This window comes from Cutibacterium porci (assembly GCF_009696315.1).
GTDB lineage: Bacteria > Actinomycetota > Actinomycetes > Propionibacteriales > Propionibacteriaceae > Cutibacterium > Cutibacterium porci.
Genome location: NZ_VUMG01000001.1, coordinates 725,906 through 747,561, shown reverse-complemented (window position 1 = coordinate 747,561; position 21,656 = coordinate 725,906). Strand labels below are relative to the sequence as shown.

21 protein-coding genes, 1 pseudogene and 1 riboswitch are annotated in these 21,656 nt (G+C 60.5%); of the genes and pseudogenes, 8 read left to right on the top strand and 14 right to left on the bottom strand.

Annotated elements, in window-relative coordinates; all coding sequences use genetic code 11:
- Window positions 1–6 precede the first annotated feature (6 nt).
- From FYJ43_RS03240 to FYJ43_RS03225, 4 genes are read right to left on the bottom strand one after another with little or no spacing between them, the layout of a single operon-like run.
- A complete protein-coding gene (locus FYJ43_RS03240; protein ID WP_154561858.1) occupies window positions 7–843 on the bottom strand; it encodes an energy-coupling factor ABC transporter ATP-binding protein in 837 nt (278 codons plus the stop codon).
- A complete protein-coding gene (gene cbiQ, locus FYJ43_RS03235) occupies window positions 840–1,685 on the bottom strand; it encodes a cobalt ECF transporter T component CbiQ (RefSeq protein WP_154561856.1) in 846 nt (281 codons plus the stop codon). The genes FYJ43_RS03240 and cbiQ overlap by 4 nt, the downstream gene beginning before the upstream one ends.
- Window positions 1,682–2,116, bottom strand: coding sequence for an energy-coupling factor ABC transporter substrate-binding protein (locus FYJ43_RS03230; RefSeq protein ID WP_154561854.1), 435 nt, complete (start codon window positions 2,114–2,116; stop codon window positions 1,682–1,684). Before FYJ43_RS03230 ends, cbiQ begins: the two co-directional genes overlap by 4 nt.
- On the bottom strand, window positions 2,109–2,792 hold the full coding sequence (locus tag FYJ43_RS03225; protein WP_154561852.1) for an energy-coupling factor ABC transporter permease: 684 nt from the start codon (window positions 2,790–2,792) through the stop codon (window positions 2,109–2,111). Before FYJ43_RS03225 ends, FYJ43_RS03230 begins: the two co-directional genes overlap by 8 nt.
- A gap of 303 nt (window positions 2,793–3,095) precedes the next feature.
- On the opposite strand from FYJ43_RS03225, the gene FYJ43_RS03220 reads away from it, so the two are divergent.
- Complete coding sequence (locus FYJ43_RS03220; RefSeq protein WP_326833267.1) at window positions 3,096–3,749, top strand: precorrin-8X methylmutase; 654 nt, start codon at window positions 3,096–3,098, stop codon at window positions 3,747–3,749.
- Between the two features lie 98 nt (window positions 3,750–3,847).
- On the opposite strand, the gene FYJ43_RS03215 is transcribed toward FYJ43_RS03220, so the two are convergent.
- From FYJ43_RS03215 to cobI, 5 genes are all read right to left on the bottom strand, one after another.
- Entirely contained in the window at window positions 3,848–4,678 is an 831-nt protein-coding gene (locus FYJ43_RS03215; protein WP_326833266.1) for a VOC family protein, read from the bottom strand.
- Between the two features lie 69 nt (window positions 4,679–4,747).
- Complete coding sequence (locus FYJ43_RS03210; RefSeq protein WP_154561850.1) at window positions 4,748–6,016, bottom strand: CbiX/SirB N-terminal domain-containing protein; 1,269 nt, start codon at window positions 6,014–6,016, stop codon at window positions 4,748–4,750.
- Window positions 6,009–8,597: a precorrin-3B C(17)-methyltransferase gene (cobJ, locus tag FYJ43_RS03205; RefSeq protein ID WP_154561848.1), complete on the bottom strand. Its 2,589-nt coding sequence runs from the start codon at window positions 8,595–8,597 to the stop codon at window positions 6,009–6,011. Before cobJ ends, FYJ43_RS03210 begins: the two co-directional genes overlap by 8 nt.
- A complete protein-coding gene (cobM, locus tag FYJ43_RS03200; protein ID WP_326833265.1) occupies window positions 8,594–9,565 on the bottom strand; it encodes a precorrin-4 C(11)-methyltransferase in 972 nt (323 codons plus the stop codon). The genes cobJ and cobM overlap by 4 nt, the downstream gene beginning before the upstream one ends.
- On the bottom strand, window positions 9,562–10,317 hold the full coding sequence (gene cobI / locus FYJ43_RS03195; protein ID WP_154561846.1) for a precorrin-2 C(20)-methyltransferase: 756 nt from the start codon (window positions 10,315–10,317) through the stop codon (window positions 9,562–9,564). The genes cobM and cobI overlap by 4 nt, the downstream gene beginning before the upstream one ends.
- Window positions 10,310–10,492: riboswitch (cobalamin riboswitch) on the bottom strand. Its footprint overlaps the gene before it by 8 nt.
- Before the next feature lie 93 nt (window positions 10,493–10,585).
- Here cobI and FYJ43_RS03190 point away from each other — a divergent pair.
- Window positions 10,586–12,013: an MFS transporter gene (locus tag FYJ43_RS03190; RefSeq protein WP_154561844.1), complete on the top strand. Its 1,428-nt coding sequence runs from the start codon at window positions 10,586–10,588 to the stop codon at window positions 12,011–12,013.
- Window positions 12,014–12,025: 12 nt separating this feature from the next.
- On the opposite strand, the gene FYJ43_RS03185 is transcribed toward FYJ43_RS03190, so the two are convergent.
- Together FYJ43_RS03185 and FYJ43_RS03180 are read right to left on the bottom strand one after the other, a co-directional pair.
- Window positions 12,026–13,498, bottom strand: a complete 1,473-nt coding sequence (locus FYJ43_RS03185) for a cobyric acid synthase (RefSeq protein ID WP_154561842.1) — start codon at window positions 13,496–13,498, stop codon at window positions 12,026–12,028.
- Window positions 13,495–14,526 (bottom strand): cobalamin biosynthesis protein, encoded by a 1,032-nt coding sequence (locus FYJ43_RS03180; RefSeq protein WP_154561840.1) that lies wholly within the window; start codon window positions 14,524–14,526, stop codon window positions 13,495–13,497. The genes FYJ43_RS03185 and FYJ43_RS03180 overlap by 4 nt, the downstream gene beginning before the upstream one ends.
- Window positions 14,527–14,595: 69 nt before the next feature.
- Here FYJ43_RS03180 and FYJ43_RS03175 point away from each other — a divergent pair, with 69 nt between their 5' ends.
- Complete coding sequence (locus FYJ43_RS03175) at window positions 14,596–15,150, top strand: histidine phosphatase family protein (protein WP_326833313.1); 555 nt, start codon at window positions 14,596–14,598, stop codon at window positions 15,148–15,150.
- Window positions 15,151–15,256: 106 nt separating this feature from the next.
- On the opposite strand, the pseudogene FYJ43_RS03170 reads toward FYJ43_RS03175, so the two are convergent.
- Both FYJ43_RS03170 and FYJ43_RS03165 read right to left on the bottom strand, forming a co-directional pair.
- A pseudogene (locus tag FYJ43_RS03170) lies at window positions 15,257–15,555 on the bottom strand (ABC transporter ATP-binding protein); the annotation flags it as partial.
- Window positions 15,556–15,669: 114 nt separating this feature from the next.
- Window positions 15,670–16,686 (bottom strand): NADP-dependent oxidoreductase, encoded by a 1,017-nt coding sequence (locus FYJ43_RS03165; RefSeq protein ID WP_154561836.1) that lies wholly within the window; start codon window positions 16,684–16,686, stop codon window positions 15,670–15,672.
- Window positions 16,687–16,813: 127 nt separating this feature from the next.
- Here FYJ43_RS03165 and FYJ43_RS03160 point away from each other — a divergent pair, with 127 nt between their 5' ends.
- Complete coding sequence (locus FYJ43_RS03160) at window positions 16,814–17,329, top strand: O-acetyl-ADP-ribose deacetylase (protein ID WP_154561834.1); 516 nt, start codon at window positions 16,814–16,816, stop codon at window positions 17,327–17,329.
- Between the two features lie 237 nt (window positions 17,330–17,566).
- On the opposite strand, the gene FYJ43_RS03155 is transcribed toward FYJ43_RS03160, so the two are convergent.
- The gene (locus FYJ43_RS03155) at window positions 17,567–18,391 is read right to left on the bottom strand and encodes a DedA family protein (RefSeq protein ID WP_154561832.1); all 825 of its coding nucleotides are present in this window, start codon (window positions 18,389–18,391) and stop codon (window positions 17,567–17,569) included.
- A gap of 124 nt (window positions 18,392–18,515) precedes the next feature.
- Here FYJ43_RS03155 and FYJ43_RS03150 point away from each other — a divergent pair, with 124 nt between their 5' ends.
- Genes FYJ43_RS03150 through FYJ43_RS03135 form a run of 4 tightly spaced genes read left to right on the top strand, consistent with a single transcriptional unit; the run spans window position 18,516 to window position 21,635 of the window.
- Window positions 18,516–19,364 (top strand): ABC transporter ATP-binding protein, encoded by an 849-nt coding sequence (locus FYJ43_RS03150; protein ID WP_154561830.1) that lies wholly within the window; start codon window positions 18,516–18,518, stop codon window positions 19,362–19,364.
- Window positions 19,361–20,008 carry an ABC transporter permease gene (locus FYJ43_RS03145; RefSeq protein ID WP_326833264.1) on the top strand — a complete coding sequence of 216 codons (648 nt, stop codon included), beginning with the start codon at window positions 19,361–19,363 and terminating at the stop codon, window positions 20,006–20,008. Before FYJ43_RS03150 ends, FYJ43_RS03145 begins: the two co-directional genes overlap by 4 nt.
- A complete protein-coding gene (locus FYJ43_RS03140; protein WP_154561828.1) occupies window positions 20,005–20,700 on the top strand; it encodes an ABC transporter permease in 696 nt (231 codons plus the stop codon). Before FYJ43_RS03145 ends, FYJ43_RS03140 begins: the two co-directional genes overlap by 4 nt.
- Before the next feature lie 11 nt (window positions 20,701–20,711).
- On the top strand, window positions 20,712–21,635 hold the full coding sequence (locus FYJ43_RS03135; protein ID WP_154561826.1) for an ABC transporter substrate-binding protein: 924 nt from the start codon (window positions 20,712–20,714) through the stop codon (window positions 21,633–21,635).
- The last annotated feature ends 21 nt before the right edge of the window (window positions 21,636–21,656 follow it).

Here is a 21,656-nt window from a genome sequence, read left to right as displayed (position 1 = left end):
ACTGCGTTAATGTGCGACGCTCGGTGAAGGCCTACGTGAGAGCATCGCCGCGACCTCGCCCATAGTTCGGGGCCGCTCGTCTAGGCCAAGGCGGCGAGCCAACTCGAGGGGCCATGGCAGGTGCAAATGAGCCTTCTTCACAATGGACGCATCCGCCAGCAATTCGTCAATCGGACCTTGACGCACTCCGCCATCAACAACGATGAGAGCCTCATCCGCCCAAGCCAAAGCCAGGTCGACGTCGTGGGTAGCCATTGCCACTGTCGTTCCGTGATCGCGCAACCTATCCAAAGCTTCGAGCATTTGAGTAACTCCGACTGGATCAAGTCCAGCGGTGGGCTCATCAAGGAGCAACAAATCAGGACGCATGGCCACAGCACCGGCCACCGCTATCCGTTTGCGCTCACCATAAGACAGCTGATACGTCGCACGCTCGGCCAAGTGACTTGCCCCAAGTAGGTCTAAGGCTTCGGACACCCGGTCGCGCACCTCGTCAACATCCAAGCCCATATTCATCGGGCCGAAAGAGACGTCCTGGCTGACATCAGCACTAAATAGCTGATCGTCGGGGTCTTGCAGGACGAGCTGAACGGCTCGTCGATGCTCGCGCAGGTGAGCACGCCCGTAGCCGAGCACGGTATTGCCCCTCATGACGCAGCCCTTGGCAGGCTTAAGTGAACCGGACAGGCAACGCATGAGGGTCGTCTTTCCAGACCCATTAGCTCCCAGAATCGCAACGCGAACCCCGGCGCTGAATGAGACATTGACGTCGGTGAGCACCATAGGACGGCCCGGGTGGGTGGCGTACAGGTGGTCAGTGGACAACAAGACGTCGGCACTCATCTGAAAATCCTTCCGGTCGTCGTCCAGCTGATCGCCCACACGGCAACAACGACAATGACGACGACGATCTTGTAGCGCACCGAACCGGTGCGCGTAATGGGTAGGGTGACTAGTGCGGACTCAAAGCCTCGGTTGACCAATCCGTCGTTGAGGCGGTTAGCCCTCGTCCATGCCCGGATTCCCACTGATCCCATCAATGCCGCCGTGTTATTCATACGCCGGTTGAGGCCACCGAATCGTCCAGCCGGGGAATCGCCGAGGCGGGCGTGCTGGGCTTCGCTGGCCGTCACAACGGTGTCAAGCAGCACAAAAATAAGCCGATATGTCAGGGAGGCGATCTCTAGCAACGGATCAGGGATATGGAACTTCCGCAGCCACGTCAGAAGGTCGACCATCGGGGTGGTGACCGCCAGCACCATGAGGGTGAGGGTGCCGCATACGCCATGTTCAACCAGCGACATCGCCTGGGCAGTGGAGACCGGTCCAATACTGAACCATCCGGCATGCCACCAGACCGTCCCGACCGGGGTGGAACCAAGGCTAACAAGAACGGATATTCCGCCGATGATGAGGAAGACGAGCGGGGCCACGACTGCCTGCCACAGCACTCGTCCAGCAATGCGGGCTGGACCCAAAATAACAATGACGCTGACGATCCCAGCCAGTAAGGCACCAGGCCAAATACCAGATCCCACGACCGGGCTTACCCACCGCGAGGACTCCATTGATGGGGTGCACAGAGCAGTCAGAAGAAGAGCTGCCGACAGAGCAACCTTTTCCCCGACTGGACGACGCCGCCAGGGGGAATCCCAGGCGGCGTCGTCGAGAGAGGTAATCGTCATGACTTGGTAGTCGCATTGGCTTCCGATGTGATGACGGCGGCCTCAGGCACATCGTCAACACTATGGAGGTCGGAGGCGCGCTCGGCCTCCTCGCGGCCTTTCGCGCGACCGCTCATGCGCCCGAGAGCATACCCTGCGATGCCAGCGCCGAGAGCCGCCTGAAGCGCGAACAGACCGGACTCAACCTCACCCGAGTTCGGTTCGAAGATCGGCTCGATCCATTTCTTGGCACCGGCCTGCTCTGCGGCCTCAGCTGCGGCGTCGTCAGTTCCCCCGAAACCTTCCTCACCGCCACTGGTCTTCTTGGCACCGAGAACCATGCTGATGACGAAGAGGGCAACAACGAGAACGATGATGACCGGGGTTACCCATGTGCTTTTGCCGGTCAGTGAATTGTCCTGATGGGCCTTAGCGACAGTGTTCTCAGGCATGAGCCACCTCCTTGGTGTTGCCGAGCACGCCGAGCTGCTGGAGCTGCGGGGCTGCGACCTTGGCAAGGAAACGGAACAGCAAGATGCCAACGAGGCCCTCGATAAGGGCCAGCGGGATCTGGGTCGTGGCGAAGATGCCGAGGAACTTGCCGACGGCACCCCAGAAACCACTAGCAGGATCCGGGAAGGCAAAAGCTAGCTGGAAGCTCGTGACGACGTAGGTGATGAAATCAGAGAAGACCATGCATAGAAAGATCGCCAACGCGTCAGGCCCACGAAGTTTCTTCGTGAGTTTATAGAAGGCGTATCCAGCCCACGGCCCCGCGATAGCCATCGAGAACGTGTTGGCCCCCAGCGTCGAGATTCCCCCGTGGGCCAGCAGCAGGGCCTGGAAGATCAGCACGATCATTCCCAAGAATGCCATGACCGGCGGTTTGAACAGAGCGGCACCGACTCCGGTTCCCGTGGGATGCGAGGACGATCCTGTCACACTGGGAAGCTTGATGGCCGAGAGTACGAATGTGAAAGCACCCGCAGTAGCGAGTAGAAGTTTGTTCTCGGGGTGCTCCTTGACTTCCTTGACGACTCGGTAGCCGCCATGGATCACGAACGGTGCAGCTGCGGCATACCAGACTGCACACTGGGTGGGTGAGAGAATCCCCTCAGCAATGTGCATGAGGTGTCATCTCCTTTCTCGGGATTCGCGTCCCGTCCTGGAAAGGCCTGATATACGCAGCAGATCTGACTTCCGATCCACAATAGGATCGTTCACAGTGGCGCGTCCGTGCCGGCGTTCCCCGGCTTCAACCACGTCATCAGGACATTCTTGAGTTGTACAGAAGCCAGTCAAACACAGCCGCTCCCAAGGCTAAATCCAAGGATTGCCTAAGCAGTATTCCGCCAGTATTACTAGGCGGTGGCTTGGTGTTACGCTTCCAAGGAATTACCCTAAGCCTTCCCTGCCGTCAGGAGCAACATCGTGGCCCACGAGTACGTCAATAACGGATCCGACATCTACCGCGAGTCTTTCCGCATTATTCGCTCCGAGGCGAATCTGGATCGCTTCCCTACTGACGTGGAGGGTGTCGTCGTCCGAATGATCCACGCCGCTGCCGATCCGGCCATCGCCGACGACATCGCTTTTACCCCGGCAGTGGTGACGGCAGCTCGCAAAGCCCTAGGGGATGGTGCGCCGATTCTGTGTGATTCCTCCATGACGGCCACTGGTATCATCCGATCCCGACTTCCGCGCGACAACGACACGATCTGCTACATCAAGGATCCTCGCCTGGCCGAAATCGCTCACACGAAAAACATGACGAAGACCTGCGCCGCAGTGGACTTGTGGGCCGAGGAAGGCAAACTCGACGGAGCCATTGTCGCTATCGGCAATGCCCCCACCGCGCTGTTTCGCGTGCTTGACGTATGCGAAGAGACCGGCGCTCGCCCGGCAGCCGTCGTCGGTATCCCGGTCGGGTTCGTCGGTGCAGCGGAGTCCAAGCAGGCCCTCGTTGACTCGCAGCTGGGACTGGAGTACCTCACCTTGCTGGGACGACGCGGTGGGTCGGCGATCGCAGTGGCCGCCATTAACGCCATTGCCTCGACCGACGAGTTGACCAACAGTCATCGCTGACGGCAGCGAATCGCTCTGTCCGCGACGGCGACTAGTCACTCTAGCTACAGCGTTCCGCTGCTTCAGCTGTGACCAGCCCATCATGACCGTGCCGGAGTTCACCCCCAGAGGGCGTCGCCCTCCCAGGTTCCCGTCGACACGACTGGGACGACCTGCCCAGTAACGACTGATCCCTCATGCGGCGCCCGTGGCAGATCCGCAGGAACAGCCAGGGTCATGGGAATTGACGTGTCACCCACGATTCGGTACCAGTCCACCCCGGTAAGGGCATTCGTGCGCCTTTCGACTCTCTTACACACCATCGTCATCTCAGCGACAGCGCTCGCCTCACGACGGGTCGCGCGCCCAGCGTTGATCTCCATCAGCCAAGGACTAATCAGGGTGCCGGCGGCGAACTGGAGCTCGCTGCCCAGCGATCCCTCGTGGGAACGCCCATAGTCGTCCTCGGACTCAAACACCCGCAACATCTGATTCGCCACTGCACCCACTCGCAGGTTCTCGACGAAACGCGGAGTGTCGTCGCCGGGTTCAGGGCACAACGGAATCTCGACCGGGTCATCGACGTTGGCCAGAAACCGCGCCAAATGTTTTCGATTCGCCGTCGGCAGCTTAAGGACAGAATCCCCGGTCAGAATCGAGGCGAGGCTGGCATGGGAATAGATGTCAACTAAAGCCACCGCCGAGCTGAACCGCACCAGATCTGCCGGATGGGTCGTCGGAGCAACGAGGGAGGCCATAGTCTCCATCTCGTCGTGACCCTTCTGCTTCATGAGGGCTAGCCGAGCCCCAGACGGATCAGTGAAGGCGGCCAGCAAGTCAAATCCGCCGACGTCCTCCACACCAACGGCACCAGCCTCAGCGACAGAGTTGACGAGAGTATCGAGATCCGGAGCATCGAAGCCCAGGGCATGCAGGTCGTGAGAAATCACGCGACGATGATATTCGTCACCGCTCGCCACGGCCAGGTGGCCCCCTGACATGTCATGAACGACTGCCACTCAGCCCTGCAAAGCTCGTAGCACCTCGTCACGCACTTTGGCAGAACGGCGCGGAGTGCGATCTCCGACGACGCTCACCGTCATCCCGCCAGCCTGCTGAGTAGCCGGGGTAAACGCACTGCCCTTACGGCCTTTATCGCCGCGCACGCAGAAGATACCCCGCTTATCAGCCTGCTCAGCCACCAGAGCATTGACCTGTGGATCGTTCGTGAGCGCCTGAACAAACCAGACCCCGTCGAGATCTTCGACGCGGAAGGCTCGACGCTCCAAACTCACCAGCCCTTTTCGGGCCATCCGAGTGAGCTGGATGCCGGAGTTTGGGGCGACGACATGCACGTCGGCTCCAGCGTCCAACAATCGCACGACGCGACGCTCCGCCACATGCCCGGCACCAACGACAAGCACCTTGCGCCCTTGCAATCTCAGGCCCGACATATAAACCGGGGCCCCCTCCCCGAGACCAACCTCGTCGAGGGGTTCGCGATAACGATCGACGACAACGTCTGCAACCTCGTCGCAGTCACCGATCACCGGGGCAATACGAATCTCGACGCCGGGGTGGCTGGCCTGCCAGGCCTCTACCTGCTCGGTCATCCACACATGCAGCAGGCCTGGAAACAGGAAATTGCCTTGCACAACAATCTGGTCGGCCCCCTGCGCGACCAAGGCGGACAGCGCCTCTGGGACCGATGGGCGGGTCACCTGGATGAAAGCCGGCTCGACCCGAGACAGGTCATTGTCCTCCCAGAACATCCGCGTCAAAGCGTAATGGGAAGCATTGGCGTCGGGCACCAAAGCGCCGCGCCCCACCAATACCACCGACGTGTCGCGGAGCTTCCACTCCTGGCGTCCTTCGCCAGCAGCAAGGGTCTGTGCAAGACGACGGTTGAGGGCTTTGCGCATCCGAACGTCCGGCAAGAGCGGGGCTGAATACATCACCCGAGCGTTGCCTCGGCCCTCGTCGATAGCCGCCGGGATGTCCTCGCGGACGTGACCGCCGGTGTTGAACATGAGCGGCACAACAACAGCCGCCGCCTCGTCGTCTCCATCGGCCTCCTCCGGCCTGTCCGGCGCCTGGGCGACGGCCGCACGGACGGCCTCGGGGATACCGGGCTCGGCAAGTTCAACGAATCCCAGCTCCACCGGGATTCCGGGCAACTTGCGAGCAACGCGCTCAACCAAAGCGCGACACTCAGCTATGCCTGCCTCGTCACGGGTGCCGTGGGCAGCGATGACCAGCGGGGTTCCACTAGCGAGAGGGTCAGTCATTTCGAATCCTTTGTATCGGTTCGTTCGTATCGGTTGTGGACTGGGGCATACGAGTGGAGTGGACCGGAGGCTTGGAGAGGTACGTCTCGTCGTCAGCCTTCGGTAAGTCTTTGTGGGTGTAGTTCTTGTGAGCCTCACCCGAGACACGCCCGTCCATCCAGTGATAGTCACGCGGCGTGACCATAAGACGTCGCCCGTCACCAGAGCTGACGTATTTGGTCGTCGTCGAACCGACGACGACCAAGGTTGTCATGCCACACCATTCGGGCTTGAACTGTTCGAGGGTAGACATAATCACTTGCTGCTGACGACGCTCAGCGTGCGAGACCAAGGCCACCGGAGTGGAGGGCGGTCGGTGCTCGGCCATGATCGCTAAAGCATCGGGGAGCTGGTGGGTACGAGTGCGCGAGCGCGGGTTATAGAAGGTGGTGACGAGGTCTCCCTCAGCAGCAGCCTTCACGCGCTTGAGGATGAGGTCCCAGTCAGTGTGGAGGTCGGACAGGCTGATGGTCGCGTGGTCGTGTCCCAGCGGGGCGCCGAGGATAGCCGAGATGGCAAGTTCTGCGGTTACTCCTGGGACGATCTCGACGTCGATACCGTCGGTGCCCATCTCCAGGGTCGGGGAGGCCATCGCGTAAATGGCGGGGTCGCCACCACATACGAAGGCCACATTGCGGCCATCCCGGGCGGCGTCGATAGCGGCCTGGGTGCGTTCCTCTTCAGTGCCCATTTTAGTGGCGAGGATTGTGGCCCCCGGACGCACCAGGTCACGTATCTGCCGCACATAGGGGGCATAACCAGCAATGAAAGTTGCGTTACGAATAGCGTCGACGGCTCGCGGAGTCAGCAGATCGCGGGAGCCAGGTCCAAGTCCGACCACTGAAAGATGTCCACGAGCCGGAATGCGACCAATGGCGCAGGTAGCCTCCGGAGTTTTTGTCTTATGCACCAGCAACTCGGCCCCCTGACACAGCACGGCAGCCTCACTGACGCTCGGGGTCCCGACCTCACGAGCAACGACGTCAGAGGGAGTCGGGACATCCTGAGCAGCCAGTGCCTCAGCGGGCTCGGTGCGGTACTCCACACCGAGTTGGTTGGCTAGCTTCACCAGCCCGAGCTCACCAGCTTTGACCTCGTGAGACACCAAACGAGTCACCGAGCCAAGGGCAAGGCCCGCGTCCTGCAACGTCGTGGTGAGGAGGTCGCGCAGCGGCTCAACGTCGGTACCCTTGTTGCACCCCATCCCGACGACTAAACAATTCGGGTGCAAGACGACGGTGGGCACATCATCGCCGTGATCGGCAAGGACGCGTTCTGCGACCCGCTCGGAAACAATGATCCGGGCAGCTGGGGTCTCGGCGTCCTCAGTAACATTTTTAGGTAGCGGGGGCAGCGGCCAAGGCTGCTCGCGGACGACGAGCACCGACCGTCCAGCAATGATCGAGCCGGTCACGCCCGCGACGTCACCCTCGTAAGCCCAGCCGAGCTGGTCGAGGGCGGGTACGCCCAACGAGTCGGTTGCGGTGGAGACAACTGCAGTCCCCCCCAGGGCCTCGGCAACAGTACGTGAAAGCTCGTTAGCCCCACCGACGTGACCACCCACGAGGGGGATGGCAAAGCGTCCAGCCTCGTCAACGACGACCACACCGGGGTCAGTTTTCTTGGACTCCAGCAGCGGGGCAATGATTCGGGTGGTGGCCCCCAGGGCCAGGTGGGAGATGATGAGATCGCACTCCCCCCACGCTGCAGCCAACCCGCTGCGCGACGGTCCGACGTACTTTTTCGTCTTCCGCCCGAGGGCACCGTCGATAGCTTCGGCGTGAGCCGCAGCAGCGTCGGAGTTGATGACTTGTCCGATGATGGGGTCGCGATCGGAACCGTCAGGGTTCGTGTCGGTGCCGGGCTGAGGATCATCGGGGCCATTGGCGTTGACGTCACCAGCAAGCTCAGGGTTCACGCCGAGCGCGTTCGGGGAATCCGGGTGGTGGTCGAGCACCAACACGACGTTGGGGGTGAGGATGTCCTCGTGTGCAATGACGGCCTTGGCAGCGGCGTCGTCAAGGATGCGCACCCGCTGATCCTCCTCGCCGACCTTCTCGGCGAGCACGAAGATCTTGCCACGCCCGGCAAGACCCTCAACCAGCTCGGGCAGACCTCGATTGGGAGCCGTCAGCACGCCAACCTTGGGGTGGATTTTCGCTAGCCGAATAGCGGTCTCGATGTTCTTGGAGTGAGACGAGACGAACTGGGCGTCATCCCACGGCAGGGCGACGGCTGCGAACGCCGCCTGTAAAGATGTCGGGGCCGTCACTACTTCGACGGGCAAACCAGCCTGCCGGATGCGACGAACTACACCGAAGAAGAGTGGGTCGCCGGAGGCAACAACGACGACGCTGGCGTCATCAGGCAAGGACTGGATTCGGGTGATAGCGGGCCCGATGAGACCGAGTTTCTGACGCTTATCGGCGGGGACGTCGAGGGCGTCGAGGTGACGCTGACCACCGACAACCAGTTCCGCTTGAGCGACCTCTTCGCGCAAGGCGTCACTAATAGTGCCGAGGTATCCGTGGACGCGAATCATGAATTGCCCTTCGTGTCGGGGTTCGTAGAGTTTTGGTGGTAGACGCCGCGAGTGCCGTGGGCTTCAAGGTCAGCATGGGCCTGGGCGTCAGCTCCGCGGTACTCATGGCGGAAACCGGGATGATAAAGGTGACTGCGGGTGGAGATCGGCCCATCGGCTAACGCAGGGCCCACCAGGACGACGGCGTGTTTCCATAGCTTGTGGTTGCGCATCGTCTCCGACAAGTGGGCCAGGTCGCAGCGGAACATCATCTCCTCAGGCCACGTCACCGCATATCCAATAATGCATGGGGTTTCGGGCGAATAGCCGCCCTCCAGCAAGGCCTCCTGAAGCGCCTTATTGCGGGCCGCTGACAGGTAGATGGCCATCGTCGCCCCGTGGCGGGCGAAAGAGGCAACTGTCTCACCGTCAGGCATGGGCGTCCGTCCACCCTCAAGCCGGGTAAGGATGAGGGATTGGGAGACTTCTGGAACGGTAATCTCGACGTCCATCCGGGCTGCAGCCGCCGAAAATGCTGAAATACCAGGGATAGTTTCAAAGTCGATGCCGATGCGACGGCACAGGTCGCGCTGCTCGGCGGTGGCCCCGTAAATGGACGGGTCACCGGTGTGGACCCTCGCCACCACCAAACCCTCGTCGCGGGCGCGAGTGTAGAGGGGTTCAAGGTCTTCCAGCGGGATGGAAGCTGAGTCAATGAGCTCGGCGCCCTCCTTGTGGCGAGCGACCATGTCGGGGTGTACCAAGCTGGAGGCCCAAATGATGATGTCGGCAGTCTCAATAACCCGAGCGCCACGCACACTCACAAGGTCAGGAGCCCCCGGGCCAGCACCGACGAAGACGATCCTGCCCGCCCCGTCGGGAATGTCGCGGCGAGGCACCGGTGGCGGTTCGATGGCGTTGTGGTCGACATCCTCCAGGGCCTTCTCAGACGCGTGTTGGGTGGGTCGTGCGGCCTGAGGTTTATTCACAGTTTTCCTCCTGTGGTGGTGCGCTCTGGAGTTGTGAGGACAGTTGAAAAGTACGGCAAGGTCTGTGCGTCGGAGACCTCGTCAAGGGTGATGATCTGTTCGGATTCCAAGGTGACGTCGGTTCCGATGACGGCTTGACGGTTACGGCTGCGCAGCTGCTCGACGACCTCGGGTAGTTTGCGTCCACCCTTGTAGATGGCCACTGAGTCGACGACGTCAAGAACGTGCCCAAGTTTGTCTATGCCGACGGTGGCGGGCACAAGTGCCAGGATCTCCCTGCCTTCCACCAACGGTCGCCCTGACGCCGCTGACAAGGCCTGCATGGCGGTGATGCCAGGGCTCAACTTGACGGTGACGTCAGGCAGCCTCTCCTCAACGTTGGCGCGTAGATACGTGAAGGTCGAAAAAACAGTGGGATCTCCGACGGTGGCGAGGGCAACGGTGTGAGCTCCCTCATCAAAGGCCGTCACTGCGGCGTCTGCAGAGACCTGCCACGAAGCCCTTCGCATCTGGCCAACGCCAGACCTCTCTCGCATCGAGAACGGTATGCGTTTGATGCGCTCAGCGAGCTCGGGGGCGATAGCCGTGATGATGCTCTCGGCACGCCCTGGACCATCCGTTGTGGCCTCAGTGTATGGAACGAGGATGACGTCTGCCTCACGCAAGATACGCACAGTTTTCACGGTGACGAGTTCCGGATCGCCCGGGCCAACTCCCACTCCGAAGAGCGTGCGTGACGTGGCATCATTCATGTAGGTCTCCTCAGGTATCCTCGCCTGACGGTCTAGTCAGCAGGAATCGGGCAGAGCGTCTGGCTGCACCGCATGGGGTGTCTCACAGTGGCGGGACCGCTCCGGACTTACACCGGATTGCTCATCGCTCGATTGCGTATTGAGCATAGCCGAGACGGAGGACCGCACACACCCGCGACTGTCACGAATGCGTCCCCGCAGCCTCGGGAAGACAATCGCGACATGTCGCGTTATGGGGATGCCCTGACCCGATCAAGGAGACTACTGAATGGCTCAAACCAAGTCTGTCGCGGAGCTGACCGACCGAGATCGCCGGATCACCTTGCTGTCATTGTCCATGGTCCTCTTCGTGTCAATCTTGGATATTTCAGCTGTCAACGTGATGCTGCCCTCAATTGGGCGCGATCTACACGCCACCACTGAGCAACTGCAATGGGTGGTGGACATCTTTATGGTGGTGCTGGCTTCGATACTCATGTTCGCTGGATCGATGGGCGACAGATTTGGTCGACGTCGCGCTCTCATACAGGGTTTGACGATTTTTGGACTCGGTTCCCTACTGTCGGCAATCGCGATCGGCCCACAGATGCTCATTGCCGCCCGAGCCGTGCAAGCATTGGGCGGGGCGACGATGCCTCCGGTGGCCTTAGCCATCATCGGAAATGTTTTCCTCGACAACGCACAGCGAGCCCGGGCCATCGGCGTTTGGGGGGCCATCCAGGGAATATCACTGGCCGTCGGACCGCTCATTGGCGGCGTACTCACCGACGTAGCCAGTTGGCGTTGGGTTTTTGGTATCAACGTTCCGATCGTGGCTATCACCGGATTTCTCATCATGCGCACCGTTCCCGAAACCAAAGCCGCCCACGCCCGCAAATTCGATCCAGCAGGCCAGGTTCTGGCCATGGTGCTGTTAGTGTCATTGAGCTACGCGATTATCCGCGTCGGAGAACATGGTTCCAACCTGGTCTCGTCCATCCTTTTTGCGGTAGCGGCGTTGTCACTGGCAGGATTCGTTGTCGTTGAACGCACTGTTAACGAGCCCATGCTGGAATTGCGATTCTTTAAGTCAATGCCTTTCACACTGGCGAACCTGATCGCCCTGTTTGCATTCGCCTCAAATACTGGGTTCTCGTTCATCAACGCCCTGTTCTTGCAAAACGAGATGGGTTTTTCACCCTTGGCCGCCGGGGCATTTCTGGTTCCCATGGCTATCTGCACCGGCGCGCTGGCGATGGTGTCGGGGCGCATGGTGGCGGCGCGGGGAGCACGACCCTCCCTCATACTCCATGCCATTCTTATCGGACTATCCGGTGGCGCACTCTTGACGACCGCATCAGTGGACAATCCGTGGATTGTCTACCTCATTGCCTCGATCCTTCTCGGATCGGCCATGGGCGCGGCCAACGCCGCCCTCAATAACACGGCCTTGTCGGGTATGCCCCGTTCACAAGCTGGGGTGGCCGGAGCCACGATGGGAGTCGCACGACAAACGGGTCAAGCCGTAGGGGTAGCAATCTTTGGCGCCCTGTACAACGCCGGGCTTCGCAGTGGCACGTCGGCCGCTCAGGCTGCCCTCCCAAACTGGTGGATCATGGTTGGCTCAGCAGCAATCATTCTGACACTAGCCATCATCAGCGGCACACCCTGGGCCAGGTCGTCTGAAAACACAGTGGCCGAGCTCATCGCCGACTAGCACGACGCCAGCTCAACGTGCAAGACGCATGATCCGGTCAACGTCAACATGGGCCTCCACTGCGTCAGCGAGAGTTTCAATCATTGCCTCACGCCGAGCCTGATAACCCTTCTCGTCGCCATTGGGACGCCACGATGAACCAGCGTGACGGGCTGCCTCGGCCAGCCACGTGCGTCGAAACTCGTCATGCTCGAAGGCTCCATGCCACATCGTCCCCCACACCGCACCGACGTGCACGCCGTCAAGGAAGGCTTCAGCGTCGTCGAGCAAACGACAGACGCCATGATGGATCTCGTAGCCACCAACCTCAATCCCCCGCCATGTCCCGTGCGACAGGGTAAGAGTTTTGGTGGCGGCGAAATCGACCTCCACCGGCAACAATCCAAGCCCCTCGACGACGCTGCCAGGAGCCGTCTCCTGACCGTCGGGGTCGAGGATGGTACGGCACAGCATTTGATACCCACCGCATATGCCCACCACTGTGCGCCCCTGTTCGGCGCGACGGGTCACAACCTTGGCAATACCGCAGCGCCGCAACCACGCTAGGTCCGACACCGTTGACCGCGACCCTGGCAAGACGAGGACATCGGCAGCCTCGCAGGTTTGCGGGTCCGTCGTCACCTGGACGTCGACGCCACTTTCACCGGCTATGGCGTCGACGTCTGTGGCGTTGGAAATGCGCGGGAACCGCACCACGGCCACCCGTAAAGCCGACGGGTCAACGGCGTCTCCCTCGTGTCGCCACCGCCCTACCTCCAAGGCATCCTCGCCGTCGAGCCACACGCCCGGCACCCACGGCAGCACACCGAAGCTCGGCATACCGGTGCGCCGGGTAATCTCCTCAAGTCCAGGAGCGAGAATGGCATCGTCACCGCGAAACTTGTTAATGATGTACCCGGCTAGCAGGGCCCGGTCGTCATCGTCGAGAAGTGCCCAGGTCCCAAAGAGTGAGGCAAGCACTCCGCCACGGTCAATGTCGCCGACGAGCACCACGGGTAGACCCTTGGCACGAGCCAAACCCATATTCGTATAGTCGCCGCGACGTAAGTTGATCTCTGCCGGCGATCCAGCCCCCTCGCAGATCACCATGTCGTGGGTCGCAGCAAGCTCGTCATAGGCAGCCCACGCGGCCTCGGCGAGGTGTCGCCGTCCGGTGGTGTACTCACCCGCCTCCAACACTCCGCCAGGCTTGCCCCGCAGCACGACAAAGGAGCGCCGATCCGTGCCCGGTTTAAGCAGGACCGGGTTCATGGCAGACGTCGGCTCGATCCCGGCTGCAGTGGCTTGCAGGTACTGGGCCCGACCAATTTCGGAACCGTCTGCGCACACCATCGAATTATTCGACATGTTCTGGGCTTTGAAGGGCGTCACATCGACGCCGCGGCGGCGGGCGGCCCGACATAAGGCGGTGACGACGAGCGATTTGCCTGCGTCCGAGGATGTTCCAGCAATGAGGATTCCAGTCACTGTACGTCTCCTTATCAACGACGCGCCTGGCTGCGCGGCAGTAGATTGCGCGGAATTACACCACCGTGAAATAGCAGGTGAGCCACGCTGGCTAGCCCTGTGATAGCGCACCACGTTGCAGTCGTCGTGACGGTGGTGACTAAGCGCGCCGCGTCGGCCGTCTTGTCGGCGTCGGGGCGGGGACCTGATCCCAGCAGGGGACGGAATTCCACCCGATTGCCGTAATAAACGTTACGTCCCCCAAGCTGAACACCAAGGGCAGCTGCCCAGGCTGACTCGCACCATCCGCCGTTGGGGCTGGGGTGATGGCTGTGCTCAGCCCGCACCATACGCCACGTGGTTGCGCGATCTCCTCCCACAGTCGGGGCACACACAGCGGCCAAGGCTCCGGTGAGTCGGGCCGGCACCCAGTTGACGATGTCATCAAAGTGAGCGGCCACTTTGCCGAAACGCTCATAGCGATCGTTGTGGTGGCCGATCATGGCGTCAAGTGTGTTGGCCCCGCGGTGGACGAGCAGTCCGGGTAACCCGGCGATCGCACCCCACCACAGTGATGCGACTGCGGCATCGGAGGTGTTCTCAGCCATCGATTCGACGGTTCCTCGGGCGATCTCGGCGGCGTCGAGAGCATCAGGGGCCCGCCCGCACAGGTTCGGTAGCCGTTTCCGCGCGGCAGCTAGGTCGTCATTGGCCAGGTGGTCGGCCATTGCTCGACCTTCACGAGCCAAAGATGCGGACCCGACGACGGCCCACGTTGCCAGGGCGGTGGTGGCGATACGCAGTACTGGTCGGCGTTGGGTGAGGCGATCAATGGTGCCGCCGATCACCGCAAGAGGCGTCAAGCACGTGGCAGTAAAGAGGGTGCCGCGTCGCACCGAATCCGCGTACATGGTCTTTTCCAGCCGGGCGACCGCTGTGCCGAAGGCCGCCACTGGATGGTGGGTCTGCGGGTCAGGCACGATGCGGTCGGCGACAACGCCCAAGCCCAGACCGGCAGCACGGCAGAGCAGACCGACGGCAACGTGGCGGCGTGGTGTGATCGACATGCCTCACACCTTATCGAGCTCGAGTTATCGAGCCTCCCCGATAGCCTTCCTAAGGTGAGCCGCATCGTCATCGTCAGGCACGGACAGTCGACATGGAATCGTCAAGGACGTATCCAAGGACAGACCATGGGCGTTCGGCTGACGATGCGCGGGCAACGTCAGGCTCGCCAGGCCGCTCGCACAGTGGCAGGTCTGGTCGCCCACGGCACACCGGTCATCGCCTCAGACCAGAAGCGCGCAGTGCAAACGGCCCGTCCCATCGCACGAGTTTTGGGAGTTCAGGTGATGACGGATCCGCGGCTGCGAGAGCAGGGCCTAGGGGCCATGGAGGGACACACCGCCGATGAGCTCGATCCTCTCCCCCAGCCAGAGGGCGTCCACCCGGCCGACGTGCGTTGGGCTGGCGGTGAATCGCTCGCAGATGTGGCCGAGCGGTGCCGCAACTTACTGGACGACTTGGCAATTCGTGATTTGCCGCAGACCGTACTCGTCACCCATGGTGACACTATGCGGGTCCTGCTGGGGATTCTCGACGGCCGCAGCCATCGGGACCTCGACTGGGATCTCTCGTTGACCAACGGAAGCGTCATGGTACGAAATGTGGACCTGGGCGAGTTACATTGACGGTCTTTGCGCTCGTAACCAGTCAACCGGACGCTCCATGCCCCACCCCCCGAAGCCCGCAAGACTGTACTTTCCACGTCATCGAGCGCGTACTCGACGATCGTCCGAAAGGATGTTTCCCGTAGCACTGGGAGACTTGCGACCGACTCGAACGCTGCCCGTGTGCGGCAGCGATGCCCTTCATGGTCTCTGCGACGATGAAGTCGGGTAGCAGTCCGCCGGTTTGAAAGACGGCGCTGATGCAACCAGTACGTGCGGCTTCGGATCGGAGCCCAGGACAGTGACCTTCCCGCTGTCGGGTCTGGTCATGCCAAGGAGCATGTCGACGGCAATGAGGTGTTCGCGGCTGCCAGCTTGGGGGAACGACTTGACGAGATCGCGTATCTCTATCGCTGGATTGTCCATGGCTCCAGTCTCGAATCAACAAGACTGGAGCCACCATCCTTCAATGTCACAACGTGGCCATGACATTCGTCACGGTCGCGTGGGATCCCCACGTGGTGAGGAGTTAGCCCCCCATCACAACCGGACGAGCATCTTCCCGGTATTGGCACCCTCAAGCATGTCGATGAACGCCTTGGGAGCGGCGTCAAGGCCGTCACGGAAGGTCTCGTCCCAGTGAATTTCGTCGGCAGACAGCCATCCGGCCATCCGCTGTTGGAACTCTGGACGGGTTTCCTCGGCGTACTTAGCGAGAACGAAGCCGCGTAGGGTGAGACGCTTCCCAATGGCCAATGCGAGATTTCGGGGAGCAGACGGCGGCTCGACCGAATTGTACTGAGAGATCGCCCCACACATCGCCACCCGACCATCGTTGTTGAGATGGTCAATGGCGGCCTCAAGATGATCGCCACCGACATTGTCAAAGTAGACGTCGATACCGTCAGGAGCAGCGCGTCCGAGAAGGTCCGTCACCGAACCGTCGTGGTAGTTGAAAGCAGCGTCGAAACCAAGATCGCGCAACCGAGCAACCTTCGCATCCGTGCCTGCTGAACCAATCACCCGTGAAGCACCGAGCAGCCGCGCCACCTGGCCAACCATTGATCCGACGGCCCCGGCGGCCCCGGAAACAAAGACGACGTCACCAGCCTTCATCTCAGCGGCACGGGTTAGGCCAGCATAGGCGGTGAGTCCGGTCATTCCCAGCACACTCAGATATGCCGACGCAGGGGCGATGCCGGTGTCAATGATGTGCGCATCATCGGCACCGAGGACGGCGTGCTCCCGCCAGCCAAGCTGGTGAACGACGTGGCTGCCTTCCGGAATCTTTTCGCTGCGCGACTCGATGACGGTACCGACGGCACCGCCGTCGAGGGGTTTGCCGATCTGGAACGGCGGAACATAGGACTCGACGTCGTCCATTCGACCACGCATGTACGGATCCACTGACATGACGTCATTAGCGACCAGGATTTGTCCGTCAGACAGGTTGGGGAGACCGACCTCTTCGATGCGGAAATTGTCCTCAGTCGGCGCACCGTGTGGACGGGACGCAAGATGGACAGCGCGGGTAGTTGTGGGACGCGTGGTGTTCATAGAGAAACTCCTGTTCTCGACACTGCTATGGCAATTTAACTTTTGCGCGAGTATCACGCCCACACCAGGCGATTTTGCGGAGGGTGATCGCGGGGAATACACATGCGGGGAAGGCACAATAGGAGTCATGGCCGATATCACTGTCCTTCGAGCAGACATCACCACCCTCGACGTCGAGGCCATCGTCAACGCAGCGAACCGTCAGCTAGCTGGGGGCGGCGGGGTCGATGGAGCGATCCACCACGCCGCTGGTCCAGAGCTTTCAGCCGCCTGCCAAAGACTACGCGAGACTACCCTTCCCGACGGTCTACCCACTGGCCAGTCGGTGGCCACCACTGCCGGGAGGATGCCCGCGAAGTGGGTCATCCACACCGTCGGCCCGGTATGGGCTAAGACCATCGATAAGTCTGACCAGCTCGCCTCCTGCTATCGCACCTCTCTGCAGGTTGCCGACGACATTGGCGCGCGAACAATTGCTTTTCCGACCATTTCTGCCGGTGTCTATGGATACCCGATAGACGAGGCCACCAGGATTGCAGTCAAGACCTGTCAACAGACTACCACCAAGGTGGAAACGATTTATCTCGTTGCGTTCAATGCTGAAGCCGAAGCCGGCTATCGAGCCGCCCTTAAGGAAAAGTGATCTGGACATTCGACCGATTTAGCTCGCCAATTCGGCACGAATCCTCTCAAACCCAATAACGCGATTGATTCCGCGATCGCCGACACCTCGACACGGCGTTCGTCAAGATTAGTACCGTCCTTCTCGACCCCTGGCGGTCACATACAATCAACAAATATTCAGTATCCCTTGGAAGACCACTTCTTGAGGTCATCGCGAATATTCACTGCACCGAAGGTCGTCTGTGCCGCGTAAAGATTAAGCCTTTTTCTTCTTCTTGAAGAAGATGGGCGCCAAGATGACGATTAGCAGCGCAATAGCGACCCAGTTAGCAATCTTGGCGTAGTACTTAAGAGCACCAACGATGGGGTCACCTACTCCCCAGCCCAACCCTAGGTATCCCAGATTCCAGATAGTCGCGGCAATAAAGTCCAGAGCAACGAACCATCTGACCTTCATCTTGGATGCGCCAGCCAAGACGAACACAACGGGCATGATCGGAAGCGGAATCGGCACATAAGCGACGAGCACTCCTAACCAACCAAGCTTGCGAGCCCATTTCTCTGCCTGGTTGTACCTTCGATGAGCCCGCTCGGACCGCCCAGCCCAGACTTCGATCATGCCTCGGCCCCACAGCTTGCCAGCCCACCAGTAGACCCAGTCGAGCTTGATCGACATGACTGACCCCAGGAGCAGCCACCAGATCCAGTGCGGAGCTTGCCCGACTGACGCCAGTGCCCCCGTCGCCGCCGCACCAGTTCGGGATCCCGTCACTCCCATAAGGATGGGCGGATCAAGGCCAAGCAGCCAACCGCGCAACGGAAGCATCGCCAGGGAAAAGATGCCAAGGAAACCGATCCACCCCATGCACCAGTAATCAGAGCGCCCTGGCTTGTGGTTCCAGGGCATCCCCTCGGCTTTCCACCACTCATCGCCTGCTACGGAGTCAGACCCAACAGAAGACCGCTCCTCTTCAGCTACGGCCACGGCGGTGGCGACCACGGCGAAGGAATCCTTCTCGCCCGCCACCGCGGTGCTCATCTCATCCTGCACGCCGTTGAGGATACCCAGAGCCAGTGACAACCCTGCGTGAGCAATATCTGCTGAGAGGGGAACACCCTACTCATGGCCTACTCGCAGCGGTAGCGTAGTTACCTAGTCGACGTCACCGTGCACATGTGAACCCCGCCGGGCGAGGAAGGACCATATGATCCGCTTCGACCACGTCAGCAAGCGTTTCGATGACGGGACGGTCGCCGTAGACGACTTCGATTTAGAGGTGGAATCACACCGCCTGGTCGTCCTGCTGGGATCTTCCGGGTGCGGCAAAACGACCCTGCTACGGATGGTCAACAGGATGGTCGAACCCTCTGAAGGTCGACTGCTCATCGACGGAGTTGATGTCGCTACCGTCGATCCAGTCAAACTGCGACGTCGGATCGGGTACGTCATGCAGTCGGGCGGGCTGCTCCCCCATCGCACTGTGATCGACAACATCGCCACTGTGCCTCGTCTTTCAGGAACGTCCCGAGCCGCCACGCGCACCCGGGCGATGGATTTACTGGAACGGGTCGGTCTGGATTCGTCGTTGGCACGTCGATACCCCACGCAGCTATCGGGCGGCCAGCGCCAACGGGTCGGGGTGGCACGGGCCCTGGCCGCTAACCCCGACATCCTTCTTATGGATGAACCTTTCGGTGCCGTCGACCCGGTAGTGCGAGCCGATTTGCAGCAGGGTCTGCTGCAAATTCAAGCGGATCTAGCAAAAACGATCGTGTTCGTCACCCATGACGTTGACGAAGCATTCCTCCTCGGCGACGATGTGCTCGTCTTACGCCGAGGAGCCCACGTCGCGCAGCGAGGACGACCTGACGACATTCTGCTTCATCCAGTTGACGACTTCGTCTCTTCTTTCATCGGCGGTGATCGCCGCAGCCTCCACGTGGAGCGTCATGACGACCACCCCACCGTTGTCGACGCCGGTGGTCGACTCGTGGGACGCCTCGCTGACCAGCCCACTGCGGCCAGCCACCCTATTGTTAGAGAGAATTCGTGAATACCCGATGGGTGAGCGAAAACAGCGCCCAGATTTGGCAGTTAACGAGTTATCACGCGGTGTTAGGCGTTATCCCCATAATAGCTAGCCTTCTTGTGTCAATTCCACTTGGGTGGTGGGCGCACCGCTCGCGAAATGCCAGACGCATTTTAGTGCCGAGCGCGTCAGTCCTCTACGCTCTCCCATCTCTGCCATTATTCGTCTTATTGCCGCTCATCATCGGAACTAAGATTCTTGATCCAGCTAACGTTGTTGTCGCGCTGACGCTGTACGGAATTGCCCTATTGATGCGCACCGCTACTGACGCCTTTGATTCAGTGGGGCGATCGGTGCGCGCTAATGCCGTCGCCATGGGTCATTCGGATGCTCAAGTATTCTGGCGGGTAGCCCTACCGCTAGCAGTTCCGGCCTTGGTCGCGGGAGTGCGGGTAGTCTCGGCGTCTACCCTGTCTTTGGTGAGCGTCGGCGCTCTCATCGGAGTGCCTTCATTGGGGTACTTTTTCACCGACGGGTATCAGCGCTCTTTCCCCACCGAAATCTGGGTAGGGATTATCGGAACCCTGGTATTGGCGATCATATTCGACATCGTTATCGTGTCCATGGGTCGGCTCCTAACCCCTTGGCAGAAAGGGGCAACACCATGAATCACATCGCAGCCGCTATGACGTGGTTGACGGCCTCCTCCCACTGGACCGGTTCCGGATCTATTGGAGTTCGCATCGGCGAACACCTGTGGTACACCGTGCTCGCACTGGCTGTCGCCGCCATCATCGCCGTTCCTGCCGGACTCGCTATCGGCCATACCGGCCGCGGAAGGACCATTGCGGTGGCCTGTTCTGGTGCGTTGCGTGCTCTCCCCTCTCTTGGCTTGCTCACTCTGCTTGCGATCTCGACGACAGCTGGAATAGAGAATCCCATCTGGCCTTCCACCATTGTGCTAGCCATTCTGGCAATCCCGCCTCTACTGGCCGGTAGCTATTCGGGCGTCGAAGCCGTTGACGACGAGGTCACGGACGGGGCCCGAGCCTGCGGGATGACAGAAATGCAGATTCTGGGCCGCGTCGAGCTGTCCTTGGCCGCCCCCTTGCTCTTGGGAGGACTGAGGTCAGCCGCATTGCAAGTCGTTGCAACCGCGACAATCTGCTCGTACCTAGGCATGGGGGGCCTTGGCCGTTTCATCCTCGATGGGCTAGCCGTCTCCGACTATCCGCAGATGCTCTCCGGGGCCATCGTCATCATCGTGTTGGCCCTAGCCATTGACGGGCTACTCTCCCTTGCTTCTCGCATACTGATTAGCCCGGGTGTCAAACATGCCCTAGCCCTCACTCAGCAGTGATCCCTTATCGAATGGAGCACCCCATGATCACAATGCCCATGACCCGCCGCACCTTGCTCACAGCGGCGCTGCTGACCGGACTGTCAGCGTGTTCTTCGAGCGATCCACTTGACTCGGGCAACTCGGGTTCTGACGGCGGTGTGACTGTCGGCTCGGCTAATTTTACCGAGTCTGAAATCATTGCCGAAGTTTACGCCCAGAGTCTTGAAAAAGCCGGGATTACGGTAAAACGCCGCATGCAGATTGGCGCCCGAGACGTCTACATCAAAGCACTTAAAGATGGTTCGGTCGACCTCGTCCCCGAATACTCAGGAAATCTGCTGCAATTCTTCCAGGGGACGTCGTCGGCACGCGACGAGAAATCCGTCATGGCCGCGCTGCGCAAAGCAGTGCCGACAGGTATGGCAGTCGGAGAACCCTCGGCAGCCCAAGATGCCGATTCCTGGTGCGTTACCGAAAAGTTTTCACAATCCCATAACGTGACGTCTCTGGCCGACCTGGCAAAGCTGGGCTCCCTCAGAGTAGGAGGAAACCCCGAGCTCAAAGAACGCCCGTACGGCCCGAAGGGGTTGGCGAAGGTGTATGGCGTGTCGGATATCACGTTCACTGCACTCTCCGATTCGTCCGGTCCGCTCACTGTCAAGGCACTGACGTCAGGGACGGTTGATCTCGTCGACCTTTACACAACTACCCCGGCAATTAAGGACCAGCACCTCGTCGTCCTCTCCGACCCCAAACACCTCATCGTCCCGCAAAACGTCGTCCCACTTATGAATAGAAATGTTGACGACAAGGCTCGGCAGCAACTATCCAAAGTGTCACAAGCGCTGACCACCAGTGATCTCATCGCAATGAATCAGCGCTCCCAAGGAGACGAGAAAGCCTCACCAGCCACCATCGCCAAAGATTGGCTAGCCATGAAGGGGCTGACCTGATCGCCAGCCCCTTCATAAAAT

Coding starts and splice junctions, on each gene's coding strand:
- FYJ43_RS03150 (WP_154561830.1), top strand. CDS start 18,516: ATGATCCGCTTCGACCACGTCAGCAAGCGTTTCGATGACGGGACGGTC.
- FYJ43_RS03240 (WP_154561858.1), bottom strand. CDS start 843: ATGAGTGCCGACGTCTTGTTGTCCACTGACCACCTGTACGCCACCCAC.
- cobJ (WP_154561848.1), bottom strand. CDS start 8,597: ATGATTCGCGTCCACGGATACCTCGGCACTATTAGTGACGCCTTGCGC.
- FYJ43_RS03140 (WP_154561828.1), top strand. CDS start 20,005: ATGAATCACATCGCAGCCGCTATGACGTGGTTGACGGCCTCCTCCCAC.
- FYJ43_RS03160 (WP_154561834.1), top strand. CDS start 16,814: ATGGCCGATATCACTGTCCTTCGAGCAGACATCACCACCCTCGACGTC.
- FYJ43_RS03180 (WP_154561840.1), bottom strand. CDS start 14,526: ATGTCGATCACACCACGCCGCCACGTTGCCGTCGGTCTGCTCTGCCGT.
- FYJ43_RS03225 (WP_154561852.1), bottom strand. CDS start 2,792: ATGCACATTGCTGAGGGGATTCTCTCACCCACCCAGTGTGCAGTCTGG.
- FYJ43_RS03190 (WP_154561844.1), top strand. CDS start 10,586: ATGGCTCAAACCAAGTCTGTCGCGGAGCTGACCGACCGAGATCGCCGG.
- cobI (WP_154561846.1), bottom strand. CDS start 10,317: ATGAATGATGCCACGTCACGCACGCTCTTCGGAGTGGGAGTTGGCCCG.
- FYJ43_RS03165 (WP_154561836.1), bottom strand. CDS start 16,686: ATGAACACCACGCGTCCCACAACTACCCGCGCTGTCCATCTTGCGTCC.
- FYJ43_RS03230 (WP_154561854.1), bottom strand. CDS start 2,116: ATGCCTGAGAACACTGTCGCTAAGGCCCATCAGGACAATTCACTGACC.
- FYJ43_RS03210 (WP_154561850.1), bottom strand. CDS start 6,016: ATGACTGACCCTCTCGCTAGTGGAACCCCGCTGGTCATCGCTGCCCAC.
- FYJ43_RS03135 (WP_154561826.1), top strand. CDS start 20,712: ATGGAGCACCCCATGATCACAATGCCCATGACCCGCCGCACCTTGCTC.
- cbiQ (WP_154561856.1), bottom strand. CDS start 1,685: ATGACGATTACCTCTCTCGACGACGCCGCCTGGGATTCCCCCTGGCGG.